This is a genomic window from Akkermansia muciniphila, from assembly GCF_002884975.1.
In the GTDB taxonomy this organism is placed as follows: domain Bacteria; phylum Verrucomicrobiota; class Verrucomicrobiia; order Verrucomicrobiales; family Akkermansiaceae; genus Akkermansia; species Akkermansia muciniphila_C.
Genome location: NZ_PJKB01000002.1, coordinates 300752 through 313264, shown reverse-complemented (window position 1 = coordinate 313264; position 12513 = coordinate 300752). Strand labels below are relative to the sequence as shown.

The window sequence follows — 12513 nt, the reverse complement described above, 5'->3', positions numbered from 1 at the left end:
TCAGAACAACTCCAGCTGGGCGTATTCCCCGGTGGGCATGTCATCATCCATATCCGTATTCTTGGCCCTGGGCTCCGCCAGACGGGTGCGCTCCTTCCTGCGGGGGCGCGTGGAATTCATTTCCAGATGGGACAGGATGGTCTTGGCGCGGTCCACGATGACCGCCGGCATGCCTGCCAGGCGGGCCACCTGGATGCCGTAGGACTTATCCGCGGCCCCCTCCACGATCTTGCGCAGAAAAACGATCTCCTCCTTCCATTCCCGTACGGCCACATTGTAATTCTGCACCCCGGCCCTGGAACGGGCCAGATCCGTCAGTTCATGGTAATGGGTGGCGAACAGGGTGCGGGACTTCAGCTCGTCATGCAGGTACTCCGCAACGGCCCACGCGATGGAGAGGCCGTCAAAGGTGGCGGTTCCGCGCCCTATTTCATCCAGAATGATCAGGGAGCGTTCCGTGGCGTTGTTCAGAATCAGGGAGGTCTCACTCATTTCCACCATGAAGGTGGATTGCCCGCGCGCCAGGTCGTCACTGGCTCCCACGCGGCAGAAAATGCGGTCCACCAGGCCGATGTGGGCGGACTCCGCCGGAACGTAGGCCCCGATCTGTGCCATCAGCGTAATCAGGGCCACCTGGCGGATATAGGTGCTCTTGCCCGCCATGTTGGGCCCGGTCAGCAGAATGAGGCGGCTTTCCTCCGGTTCCAGAAAAGCGTCATTGGGCACGAACGCGTCACCGGAAACATTCTGTTCAATGACGGGATGGCGGCCGTTGACAATACGCAGGGTCATGGAATTATCCAGCACGGGGCGGCAGTACCGGTACTGCTGCGCGCCCTCCGCCAGCCCCAGCAGCACGTCCAGGTCAGCCATGGCGTCCGCCGTAACCTGGATGCCGTCAATGTGGCGCCCCACTTCCTCCCGCAGCAGGAGGAACTGCTCATACTCCACCTGGCGGGAACGCTCGTCCGCCCCCAGGATGGTATTCTCCATCTGCTTGAGTTCCGGAGTAACAAAGCGCTCCGCATTCACCAGCGTCTGCTTGCGCTGGTAATCCGGGGGCACCTTGTCGTAATGGCTCTTCGTTACTTCAATGTAATAGCCGAAGACATTGTTGAAGCGGATTTTCAGGGAATCAATGCCCGTGCGCTTGCGCTCCTTTTCCTGAAGCCGGGCCAGCCAGTCCTTCCCGTCTCGGGAGGCCAGGCGCAATTCATCCAGCCCGGCGTGATACCCTTCCCGGATGATGCCCCCCTCCTTGATCGTCACGGGCGGTTCATCCACCAGGGCGCGCTGGAGCAGGTCCACCAGCTCATCAAAACAGCCCATGCGGGAACGGATGCTTTCCAGCATCTCCCCGTCTCCGGGCAGGGATTCCAGATCATCCCTGAGCGCGGGAATGCGGCTCAGGGAGGAGGCCAGCGCCTGAAGGTCCCGGGCGTTCCCGGCGCCCTGGGAAATGCGGCCCGTCAGCCGCTCCATGTCCCGGACGTTCTTCAGGCTCTCACGGAGCTTGCTCATCAGGTATGGCTCCTCCAGTAAAACGGCGATCATCTCCTGCCGCGCCTGGAGCTTTTCCAGATCGCACAGGGGGTGCAGCAGCCAGTCCCGGAGCTTGCGCGCGCCCATCGGGGTGCTCGTCCTGTCCAGGGTTCCCAGCAGGGAAAGCTTCACGCCGCCGCGGGAATCCACCAGGTCCAGGTTTCTCTGGCTGGCCTGGTCAATCAGCACGGCGCTCTCCGTGGCGCGCACGGAAATGCGGCGCAGATGGTCCGTGGGCCGGCGGAGCTGGTAGCCCAGGTAATGAAGCACGGCTCCGGACGCGCCCAGGGCGGCGGTCATCTCCCCGCAGCCGAAGCCGTCCAGGGAATGCACCCGGAAGTGGCCCAGCAGATTGGGAATGGCCGTGGAAGGCAGGAACGTGTACCCGTCGTAGTAAAGCGTGGGATGGGCGCCGGGGAAGCTGTCCGTCTGCTCGTCACTAACCAGGAGCTCGGAAGGATTAATGCGGGACAGCTCATCCAGAAGCAGGTCCATGCGCTCAAACTGGGCCACGGAGAATTCCCCCGTGGTGTGGTCCACGCACGCCAGGCCGAAGTGCTTTTTATCCTTGTACAGGGCCACGATGTAATTGTGGCGGGAGGAGTCCAGCAGGTTCATGTCCGCCAGAGTTCCGGCGGAAATCACGCGGGTGATCTCCCGCTCCACCAGTTTGCCCGGCTGAGGCAGGGTGGTCTGTTCCGCAATCGCCACGCGCTTGCCGTCCTTCACCAGGCGTCCGATGTACCCTTCCGCGCTGTGATGGGGAACCCCGCACATCGGAATGCCGTGCCGCTTGGTCAGCGTCAGGCCCAGAAGGGAGGACGCATCCTTGGCATCCTCAAAGAACATCTCATAAAAGTCCCCCATCCGGAAAAACAGCAGGACGTCTTCCGGCAAACCCTTCTTCATGCGAAGGTACTGCTCCATCATCGGGGTTGCGGTGGGTCCGGAATTACTCATAAATGACGGTAGAAGAGTAATCCGGTTCCGCTCCCAAGGCAAGATTGGAATCTTGTTAGAACCCAATACCGGAGCGCCAGAAAATAAAAAAGCCGTGCCGCTGGCAGGCAGCGGCACGGCAGGAAAAACCGAATCACAAGAGGTTAATATTCCACCACGGGGGCATCCTTCCACAGGGTATCCATTCCGTAGAACTCACGCGTTTCCTGCCCCATGATGTGGACCATCACGTCAATGTAGTCCACTACGGACCACAGCGCCACGGGCGTGTCTTCCACATAGGTGGGGAGAACTCCCGTTTTTTCCTGAACGGCTTCCTCCACGCCCCGGATGACGGCGCGCAGGTGGGGAACGGACAGGCCCGTACACACCACCATGAAATCCGTCAGGGAAGACATGCCGCGCAGGTCGTACACCTTCACATTTTCAGCCTTGGCTTCATCCGCGGCGCGGGCGCACATCCTGGCCAGTTCCATCGCATCATTGGCTACCATATTGATTTTTTCCATGTTAAATTACTTTTTCTCTTCCCCGTCCTTGCCGTACTCCTCCACGGGATTGTAGGAAAAAGGGTCCTGTTCCTCCAGATCCTTCTCCTTCTTTCCTTCCTCAGCGGCTTCCGTGCGCTCCTTTCCGGAATCCTTTTTCCGGCTGTCCTGTTCTTCCACATCGGAAGGCATGGGGGGAGGAACCACCTTGGCGGGGGGATTCTTCATTTCCCCGTACTCCAGAATATCCATGACCTGGGAGCCTTCCAGCGTTTCAAACTCCATCAGGGCTTCCGTCAGAATATCCAGCTTGTCCCGGTTTTCCGTCAGGATGGTCATGGCGCGTTCATAAGCGCTGTCCACCAGAAAGCGGACTTCCGAGTCAATCAACTCCGCCGTGGATTCCGAATAGTTGCGGGAGCGCGTGCCCAGGTCACGGGCAATGTAAACTTCTCCCTGGTGTTCGCCGTATTCAATCAGGCCCAGCTTTTCACTCATGCCGAATTCGCAGACCATGCGGCGAGCCAGGCTGGTGGCGCTCTTGATGTCTCCGGTAGCTCCGCTGGTCACGTCGCCAAAGACGATTTGTTCAGCGCAGCGGCCGCCCATCGCCACGACGAGCTGGTCAAGCATCTCGGACCGGAGCTGGTGCATCTTGTCGTCCGAAGGAAGCCACATAGTCATGCCCAAGGCTCCCCCGCGGGGAACGATGGTCACCCGGTGCAGGGGTTCGCTGTGCGGCGTTTTCAGCAGGCAGATGGCGTGTCCCGCCTCATGCACGGCGGTAATGCGGCGCCCGCGTTCATTGATCGCCAGGCTGCGGCGTTCGCGGCCCCAACTGACCTTGTCGCGGGCTTCTTCCAGTTCCGCTTCCGTAATTTCCTTCAATCCCTTGCGGGCGGCCAGCAGGGCGGCTTCATTGATCAGGTTGGCCAGCTGGGCGCCGGAGAAGCCGGCCGTGCCGCGGGCAATGCGCGCAAAACCGACTCCGGGGGCCATTTTCACCTTCCTGGCATGCACCTGGAGGATTTGTTCCCGCCCCCGGACGTCCGGGAGGTTCACCACCACCTGGCGGTCAAAGCGGCCGGGACGCAGCAGGGCCGGGTCCAGAATGTCCGCGCGGTTGGTGGCCGCAATTACGATCACGTTGGCATTGTTTTCAAAACCGTCCATTTCCACCAGCAGGGCGTTCAGCGTCTGCTCCCGTTCGTCATTCCCGCCGCCCATGCCGTAACCGCGCTGGCGGCCCACGGCGTCAATTTCATCAATGAAAATAAGGCTGGGGGCCGTTCTCTTGGCCTGTTCAAACATATCACGCACGCGGCTGGCGCCCACGCCCACGAACATTTCCACAAAGTCAGAACCGCTGATGGAGTAGAAGGAGGCGTTGGATTCACCGGCAATGGCGCGGGCCAGCAGGGTCTTGCCCGTACCGGGAGAGCCCACCATCAGCACGCCGCGGGGAATGGTGGCGCCCAGGTCGCGGAATTTTTCCGGATTACGCAGGAATTCCACCAGTTCCCATACTTCCTCCTTGGCCTCGCTGACGCCGGCTACGTCCTTGAACGTCACCTTGTTTTTGTCCGGTGCAATGAGGCGCGCACGGCTCTTGCCAAAGCTCATGGCACCCCTGGCGCCGCCGCTCTGCGCACGGAACATGAAGAAGAGGATCACCAGAATCAGCACGATGGGCAGCAGGTTCAGCAGAATGCCGCCCCATGAACCGGATTCACGCTTGAACTTGGTATCCGGCCCCAGAAGCTGCTTGACGCGCTCCCCCTGAAATTCCAGGGTAAAGGGCACTTCCACCCGTTCAAAGCGCTGCTTGTCCACGGAGGCGTCCCCCGTGGCCGCAGGCCAGATGCGGGTGACAATCTGCCCCACTAAAACGTTCTGGTTCCCGTCTTCCGCCAGGATAAGGCCTTCATTGCCGCCCGCAATGCGCCCTTCCAGGGCCATGCGGTTGAATTCAGGCACGGAAAGTTTCTGCGCTTCTTCAGGAATGATGGAAACATTTTTCCCTTCCACGGTCCGGTCCAGGCTTTCCGCCACCCTGTAGCTGGGGAGCTCATTCAGGAGAGGCTTGTCACGGTCCGGCAGGGACATGGAATAGGACAGCACGAAGGGTTTCATTTCCACCTTCGGCTGGATGTCCTTCTTGTAAACCAGCGCGTGAATCACGCCTTCAGAACCGTTTTCATTCAGCACCACCTCCACGGGGGCCTTCGGGTCGTTCAGGACCACCCTGCCCGCCTTGTACTGGGCTTCAAAGGATTCCAGGCTTTCCTTGCGGGGCCCCAGCCCAAAGGATTCAGGGGTGAAAAAACCGAACGCAAGGACGCCTACAATGAGCAGAACCATGACCCACACGCCCCAGTTGGGGGATTCGGGCTTTCCGGAGCCGGGAAATTTAGGGGGACGGGGTGGAATGGGAGGCTTTCTGTCAGACATAATGTGGTTAGCACACAGAAGTTAATGAATCGGGCGGCATGATACGCGAGTCCTTGTAAAATAAAACTTTTTTCCGAGACATGCCATACAGCCGGCGCAGGAAGGCGCCAGACTGTTCCGGGCGGAGAAGAGCCTTCCGGCAATGAGGCAATAGACAGCGCGGGAGTCAGTCCCGTTTCCTTTTTCTGCGTCGTCCCTCGTGATTGGCGGTTTCCCCGTTCATGCGCTGCTGGAGGCGCAATTTCCACTGGGGCGTCTTCCCCTCCGTTCCGGCCGCGTGAAAGCCGCTCCCCTCACGGCTCTTTTCCTGCCACGCGCGCTCCTCCTGGACTTTCAGCCTTTCCTGACGCCGCTGTTCCTGAATTTCCGCCAGTTTCCTGGCCCGGCGGATTTCCACCCGCTTGCTTACCTCCCCATGGGCCGACGTCACGCGCCAGGGGCCGATGCGGTGGGGATACGTGATCGGCGCGCAGATCAGCTCAGCATCCAGAAAACGCATGGAAGCCACCAGCAGGTTCTTGACGTTCGCCAGCAGGCCGCCGTCCGTCCAGACGCCGCCCATGCCCATCTCCAGAAGAAAAGCCAGGTGAAGCGTTTCCGCCTCCGAGGCCAGAATGGAAAAATCCCTCAGGGAGACGCCCTCCGCCGGCTCTTCATCCGGAGCGGCTACGGAAGCGGCCCGGAGCAGGAACATCGTATCCCTGACCTTGCGGCTCAGGGCGCAGACCAGTTCCCCCACCTTGGGCCGGGCATCAAAGCGGTAATCCTTCACCTCCACCAGCCACAGGTCCCGGCGTCCCGGATGGTACAGCAGGAAGTCCATTTCCTTGCATCCCCCGCAGAAATTCTGCGCCTGCCGGGAATAATAGTCCGAGCACTCAATGCGGCACACGACGTAGCCTTCATCGATCCAGAAACGGTGGACTCCCTCCACGTAATGAGCTTCTGACGGCTTATGACTCATAGCTCAGCTTCAAATACCTGTCCGCCTGCTCGATTTCCGCTTCAAGAGACTCGATAGGCCCCACATCCTCCAGGGATTCCCCCCAGGAAACCCTTACCCCGGAACGGTCTCCACGCGGAACGCTCATTCCGAAAAACTTTCTCTGCACCATCGCGTTGCGCGGCTCGGACAGTTGAATCATCAGCTCCCGCAGCAGGAACAGGCTGTGGGAAGACAGAATCACCTGCACCCCCGTTTTGGCAAGCCCCGTCAGGGTTTTCACCAGCACGGGCAGATGGGAGGCGTTCAGGTTCATTTCCGGCTCATCCCAGAACAGCACGGAGCCTCTCTTCACGGAACCGTTGCGGATCAGGTAGCTCAGCGTGCCCAGCCTTTTGAAGCCTTCCGCCACCAGGCTCATCTCAATCGGCTCCTGGCCGGGGCGCTGCAGGAAGAAGCGCCCGTCACGCTTCACCACCTGCCCGCCGATGATCTTTTCCAGCCTGGCGACCACGCGCCCGGCATCCGTACTGATGGGTTCCGCCGCCGCATCCGCATCAAGGTAGCGGCAGAGGTCCCAGCTTCCGCCGTCCAGGAACTCCGGAAACCTGCTTCCCACCTGCACGAAGCTCGGATAAATGGTCAGCACCTCCCGCGCCGCAAGGAACACCACCGGCACGTTCAGGAAGCGCAGGGGCATTTCCTGAATGGTCAGCCCCTCCTCCTCATGCCCCGCCTTGAAATCAAACACCAGGTTCCCCATGCCCTCCGGCACGCCTTCCCCTTCCATGGAAGCCTCCACATGGGCGTGGGCGTTGCCGCGGTTCCGGGCGGTCAGCCCGGCCAGGCCGCGGGACGCGAATACCCGCATCAGGTCCTTCCGGAGCCTCTGCTCCTCCGCCCACTTCTCCGGCAGGGACTTCCTGCCTCCGTCCGCGCTCCATTTGGCTACGGTATAGCACAGCTTCAGCAGATGGCTCTTGCCGGAATCATTGCCGCCCACCACCACATTGATTCCCGGAACAAACTCAAAATGTTCACTCCCGGGAAACACCGTCATGCCGCTCACCAGTAGGTCATGTATCATACCGTTCCCAATGTAGCACAGAAGCGCATGCCGTAAATTACAAATGCCGCCAGTTTCCGTCACAAACACGGCGCCCGCCATGCGTATCTCCCGGAAGGCGCAGTAAAAAACGCATGCGCTGCTTCCTCCCTGCATTTCCCCGCCCAGACCCGGACACGGCACATTTTAAGCTTCCCATTAACGGGCGCCTTATTAAAGTAGTCCGCATGAGCGCACAATGGACCACCGCCAGGGAATATACGGATATCAAGTATGAGACAACGGACGACGGCAGCATCGCGAAAATCACGATCAACCGCCCCCATGTCCGCAACGCTTTCCGCCCCCAGACCGTGAATGAAATGCTCAATGCCCTCAACGCCGCCCATGAAGACCCCAAGGTGGGCGTGGTCATCCTGACCGGGGAAGGCCCGGACGCCTTCTGTTCCGGGGGCGACCAGAAGGTGCGCGGAAACGCCGGCTACATCGGTGAAGACGGCGTGCCCCGCCTGAACATCCTGGACGTGCAGCGCACCATCCGCACGATGCCCAAGCCCGTCGTCGCCATGGTGGCAGGCTACGCCATCGGCGGGGGCCATGTTCTCCACGTCGTCTGTGACCTCACCATCGCCGCGGACAACGCCAAATTCGGCCAGACGGGGCCCAAGGTGGGCTCCTTTGACGGAGGGCTCGGCTCCTCCTACCTGGCGCGCATCGTGGGGCAGAAAAAAGCGCGGGAAATCTGGTACCTGTGCCGCCAGTATGATGCGCAGCAGGCGCTGGACATGGGGCTGGTCAACACCGTGGTTCCCCTGGAAAAGCTGGAAGAGGAAACCCTCTCCTGGTGCCGCCAGATGCTCCGGCACAGCCCCCTGGCGCTCCGCTGCCTGAAGGCCTCCCTGAACGCGGACTGCGACGGACAGATGGGCCTGCTGGACCTGGCAGGCAACGCCACCCTGCTCTATTACATGAGCGAGGAGGCCAAGGAAGGCAAAAACGCCTTCGTGGAAAAGCGCGCCCCGGATTTCTCCAAATTCCCCAGGCTCCCGTAACCCCCCTCCGTCCTATGCCCACCCCCTCCGACAACGAAGGCGCCCCCCGGAACGACTCCGCCAGCAGGGAACCCCTGCACGACCTGCCGGACCATGAAAACATCGTGGAACATTTCTACGATCCGGAGGAACAGGCCAGCGAAGAGAAACCCGTCCGTGAAAAAACGCCCTTCTCCCTGATCGGCAACCTCATCTTCCTGTTCACCATAGCCATTCTGGCGGCCATTTCCTGGCTGGTGTATTCCTCCTGGCGCCCGCAGAATACGGCTGAGCTTCCCGGCTTCCGCCAGAAGGAAAATGCCCCGGACATCCCCAAAATCCTGAAACAGGCCATCAGCCGGGACGCCTCCGTTTCCTTCTCGGAAGAAGACATCAACCGCTACCTCGCCTCCTCCGTCCATCCCCAGCAGCATGGGGCCCTGGCCATCTTCGCCACCAATCCCGCCGTGGGCGTCCGTCTTCACGGCGGCAAGGAGCAGCCGGACGGCACGATTGGGGAAGGCTGCATGGAAATCATCATAGAACGCTACACGGGCATCGACTCCCGCCAGACGATTTCCCTGTTCCTGACGCCCTTCCAGTCCATGGACCCTCACAATTACATGGCGGTGCAGACGCGCTTTGAATTCTACAATGACGAAACCCTGCCGGGCGGCATCCACGTGGGGGGAACCATCGGCAAACTTTCCGTTCCCCAGGGCTACATGATCTTTCTCCTTCCCGCGTTTGAAAACCTGCTCCAGGCGTACCTTCCGCTCATCCACATGATTGAGGAAAGCGGCATGGGCATTCACATCAGTGAAGGAAGGTTGAACCTCACGCCCCCGCAAAAACGTACGCTGTAACGGAAATTCTCCGGATTCCCTTAATTACGAAGCACTAAAGGCCGCATATAAACTTTTCCCTTTAGTGTTCCGTACTTAATCTTTCTCCAGATCCCTGACCATCAGGGTCATGTATTCTTCCGGCCAGGAATGGATAATCTGCCCGGCGTCATTGAAGACCGCCACCAGGCGGATGGAGTCCCGCCCATCTGAAAGCACCATCACGGTTTCATCCTTTTCAAAATCATACCGCGGCTTGCCCAGTTTGAAAGCGGCATTCCTGCGGTCCGTTTTCAACCACGTACGCGCCTGTTCCATCGTCAGCCCCCGCAGGGCGCGGTCATCCCTGAACACGCGCCTTGCCGCATTCATGGCCGCAGGGCTGGAGACCACCATGCCGTTCCGGAACGGACGCGTTTCCCACATGCGGTCAATGTCCCGGTCCAGCGCGCCGCCCATTCCCCCGGAAAGGAAGAATACGGCCACAGGCCAGACCAGCAGAACACCCACTACCCACGCCGTCAGCCGCCTGCGGCTTTTGGAAAGCGCCGCGATGCCCTGGGCTATTTTCCCCCATTTTTCCACAAGCTCTTCATCCGCATGCCCGAACAGAAAGTTCACCTGCCTGTGTTCAATGCCGTTCCGGAGTTCCGCCACCGTCTTTCCCTTTTCCGGGGCCAGGTCTTCCAGCGTAGGGCCTCCCTTGACAAAATGGCGTACAATTTTAGGCCACAGCACGGGAACCACCGCAAACCGGACCGTAAGCAGAACCAGGCTGCCCACCAAACAGCCGCTTACCAACAGGAGGTCAAACGGACGGCTGAAGAAATAATCCGGATTCCACATCCAGATGAAAGGCGCGGCCAGGTAAATCCCCAGGGCAAACAGGCACCACGACCAGACAATGGCGGAAAAACGGCTGACCGCCACGATCACCCCCAGCAGGAACAACAAGGAGCCCAGGGCCATTCCCCAAGGGAACGTCCCGTAAATGGCGGACAGAAAAGCCAGAATCATCAACGCCATACCCACGGGCTGCCGAACTTTTTGCATATCCGGACCGTAGCACAAGCCCTTGAAGGCATCAAGAAAGGAAGCCCCCGCAGTCACACAGGACCGCGCCGCCACTCCGCCCTCCCCTTATTTCAGCCAGCCGTACTCCATGATGAGCGCCGCTTCCACCTCCGCATTCTTGGCGGCCTCGGAATCAAGGTCATGATAGATCGTCTGAAGATCCTTGCGCTGCTGCAGGTACTCCTCCCCGGAAAGCGCCAGGCGCTTTTTCAGGAATGCGGCCTTCTTCCGGTAATAGGACTGCCAGCTTTCAAATTCATCGCGGCTCTTGATCAGCGCCTCCACCTTTTCCCGGCGCTCCACCAGGCGCATGCGCATCTTCTTCTCCAGAATCTTATGGTTCTCCCGCGCATTCCGGTACTGATTCCAGATATCCAGGCGCGTATCCAGCTGTTCCTTCAGGCTCATGTTCACCTGCATGTCGCCTGCCCCGGCAAAGAAACCGGAATAAGTACCGCCGGATCCGGAGAAAAGGGAGGGACTGTAAAAATTGATGTCCATGGACGGGAAGAAGCGCATCTTCACGTTCAGCACGCTCAGGCGGGAGGCTTCCAGTTCCATCGCCATGATGGAAACCACCAGGAAATCCAGCTTGCGGCTGGCCTTGCGGTAAGCGGCCCAGCTGATGCGCGGCATGGTGGAGGGGGCTACAAGCCACCGGGCGCTCATGTCCCCGAACAGCGCGACAAACGCCTTGGAGATGTCCCTCCTGGTATTTTCCCATTCCCGGTCCACCTTGGCCCGCTGGGTTCCGTCATCGTCAAAGGGGATGCTGTCCAGGGCGTTCTGGCGGGAACGCAGGGCGTTATCATATAAAAGCACCTGGCGGTAAAGCTGGGAAACCAGCTCCCTTTTTTTCATTTCCAGCATGTTCCTGGAGGCATACACGGATGCCTTGGCGGAATAATAGTCAAAGGGAACCTGGGTAAGGGACGGCATGTTGAACAGAATATTGGTATGGTATTCCACATCCCGCGCGCTCATGCTGGACAGCCCGCTGATGTCCCGGGTCATCATCAGATCCAGATTAACGCCGGGAATAATCTGCGTAAACACTCTCTTCACGGACCATTCCGCCTGCTGGAGGTTGAGCTGGGATTCCTTCAGCTCCAGATTATTGTCCATCATCATCTTCATGGCCGCACTCCAGGAGATGGTGCGTTCCGGCAGCTGGTTCCAATGGGGTTCCGCCTCAATCTGCTTCATCATCTCCCTTGTCTTCTCCTCCATATGGCGGTTCACGGAACATGATGCCGTGAGCAGCAAGAGGAAGCACAGGAAACTTACGCTCAGCCACTGCCGGACGGCAGTCATCGGCAGCGGAAACGCGCCGGCCGGGTGTAACGGAGAAGCCATAAATCTTCCGGGGATTTTTACGGCGCCCTTCCAAAAGTCAAGCCATAAAGCATGCCGGGAGCTTCACCGCACAGCCTCAGAAGGTCGAAAGAATTTCATGATTGACGGGTACGGCAAAAACAGATAGTTTGTTTCAAAGTTCAATATTCTTATGACCACTTCGTCCCGCAACCGTACCATTGCTTTTCTCTCCCTTACTGCCGTAGCCATTGGTTTCATTTCCTGCGGCGGCAGTTCCACCGACGGGTCCGCCCAGCTGGGCGTGGGTCAGGTTCTTGTCCTTTCCTCCAATCCGGAATATGAAACCTCGCCCGATGCCGATCCGCTGCATCACGCCTTCTCCCTTTTCGCCACTGGAACCGGCACCGATACCATGCCGCTTCTGTTCAATAATACGACCACCAGCATTCCCACCTCCGGCGGCGGTTCGGGGAACGGCAATCCCACGGTAGTCATCTTCCGCAGAAACGGCACTTCAGGCTCCCTCTCCACCAGCGCCACCCTTTCCACCAACGTCATTACGCTCCCCGGCCCGATTCAGAGCTACGGCATCGTGCAGATGTCCATCAGCAGCAACCTGACCTTTGACACGGCAGACGATCCCTACAACAAAATCGTCACCGGCTCCGCCAAATACCGCCTCAGGCTCCAGGGCAATGACAACTCTTCCAATCCCGGCGTATTCGATACGGGAGAAACCCTGCTGGACGGAGGCAAGGTAACCATTTATCCGTCTGCGGATTTCGTTGGCAAATAA

10 protein-coding genes are annotated in these 12513 nt (G+C 59.5%); 3 read left to right on the top strand and 7 right to left on the bottom strand.

Annotation, left to right across the window (positions count from 1 at the left end):
* From mutS to CXU21_RS07335, 5 genes are all read right to left on the bottom strand, one after another.
* Entirely contained in the window at window positions 1-2502 is a 2502-nt protein-coding gene (gene mutS, locus CXU21_RS07355) for a DNA mismatch repair protein MutS (protein ID WP_257997369.1), read from the bottom strand.
* Between the two features lie 143 nt (window positions 2503-2645).
* Window positions 2646-3011, bottom strand: coding sequence for a ribosome silencing factor (gene rsfS, locus CXU21_RS07350; protein WP_257996461.1), 366 nt, complete (start codon window positions 3009-3011; stop codon window positions 2646-2648).
* A gap of 6 nt (window positions 3012-3017) precedes the next feature.
* Window positions 3018-5441 carry an ATP-dependent zinc metalloprotease FtsH gene (gene ftsH / locus CXU21_RS07345; RefSeq protein ID WP_257997368.1) on the bottom strand — a complete coding sequence of 808 codons (2424 nt, stop codon included), beginning with the start codon at window positions 5439-5441 and terminating at the stop codon, window positions 3018-3020.
* A 166-nt stretch (window positions 5442-5607) separates the two neighbouring features.
* Window positions 5608-6405: a hypothetical protein gene (locus CXU21_RS07340; protein ID WP_102711758.1), complete on the bottom strand. Its 798-nt coding sequence runs from the start codon at window positions 6403-6405 to the stop codon at window positions 5608-5610.
* Window positions 6395-7471: an AAA family ATPase gene (locus CXU21_RS07335; protein WP_180972707.1), complete on the bottom strand. Its 1077-nt coding sequence runs from the start codon at window positions 7469-7471 to the stop codon at window positions 6395-6397. Before CXU21_RS07335 ends, CXU21_RS07340 begins: the two co-directional genes overlap by 11 nt.
* 206 nt (window positions 7472-7677) lie before the next feature.
* On the opposite strand from CXU21_RS07335, the gene menB reads away from it, so the two are divergent.
* Window positions 7678-8502, top strand: coding sequence for a 1,4-dihydroxy-2-naphthoyl-CoA synthase (gene menB, locus CXU21_RS07330; protein WP_102711762.1), 825 nt, complete (start codon window positions 7678-7680; stop codon window positions 8500-8502).
* Between the two features lie 14 nt (window positions 8503-8516).
* Window positions 8517-9347, top strand: coding sequence for a hypothetical protein (locus CXU21_RS07325; RefSeq protein WP_102711764.1), 831 nt, complete (start codon window positions 8517-8519; stop codon window positions 9345-9347).
* A gap of 75 nt (window positions 9348-9422) precedes the next feature.
* Here CXU21_RS07325 and CXU21_RS07320 read toward each other — a convergent pair whose 3' ends face one another.
* Window positions 9423-10379, bottom strand: a complete 957-nt coding sequence (locus CXU21_RS07320; RefSeq protein WP_146016539.1) for a hypothetical protein — start codon at window positions 10377-10379, stop codon at window positions 9423-9425.
* A gap of 87 nt (window positions 10380-10466) precedes the next feature.
* Complete coding sequence (locus tag CXU21_RS07315; protein ID WP_102711768.1) at window positions 10467-11756, bottom strand: hypothetical protein; 1290 nt, start codon at window positions 11754-11756, stop codon at window positions 10467-10469.
* A gap of 151 nt (window positions 11757-11907) precedes the next feature.
* On the opposite strand from CXU21_RS07315, the gene CXU21_RS07310 reads away from it, so the two are divergent.
* Window positions 11908-12513 carry a hypothetical protein gene (locus CXU21_RS07310; protein WP_102711770.1) on the top strand — a complete coding sequence of 202 codons (606 nt, stop codon included), beginning with the start codon at window positions 11908-11910 and terminating at the stop codon, window positions 12511-12513.

Bases quoted from the DNA above. Each gene is read 5' to 3' on its own strand.
- CXU21_RS07315 (WP_102711768.1), bottom strand. From the start codon at position 11,756: ATGGCTTCTCCGTTACACCCGGCCGGCGCGTTTCCGCTGCCGATGACT.
- mutS (WP_257997369.1), bottom strand. From the start codon at position 2,502: ATGAGTAATTCCGGACCCACCGCAACCCCGATGATGGAGCAGTACCTT.
- CXU21_RS07340 (WP_102711758.1), bottom strand. From the start codon at position 6,405: ATGAGTCATAAGCCGTCAGAAGCTCATTACGTGGAGGGAGTCCACCGT.
- menB (WP_102711762.1), top strand. From the start codon at position 7,678: ATGAGCGCACAATGGACCACCGCCAGGGAATATACGGATATCAAGTAT.
- CXU21_RS07310 (WP_102711770.1), top strand. From the start codon at position 11,908: ATGACCACTTCGTCCCGCAACCGTACCATTGCTTTTCTCTCCCTTACT.
- ftsH (WP_257997368.1), bottom strand. From the start codon at position 5,441: ATGTCTGACAGAAAGCCTCCCATTCCACCCCGTCCCCCTAAATTTCCC.
- CXU21_RS07320 (WP_146016539.1), bottom strand. From the start codon at position 10,379: ATGCAAAAAGTTCGGCAGCCCGTGGGTATGGCGTTGATGATTCTGGCT.
- CXU21_RS07335 (WP_180972707.1), bottom strand. From the start codon at position 7,471: ATGATACATGACCTACTGGTGAGCGGCATGACGGTGTTTCCCGGGAGT.
- CXU21_RS07325 (WP_102711764.1), top strand. From the start codon at position 8,517: ATGCCCACCCCCTCCGACAACGAAGGCGCCCCCCGGAACGACTCCGCC.
- rsfS (WP_257996461.1), bottom strand. From the start codon at position 3,011: ATGGAAAAAATCAATATGGTAGCCAATGATGCGATGGAACTGGCCAGG.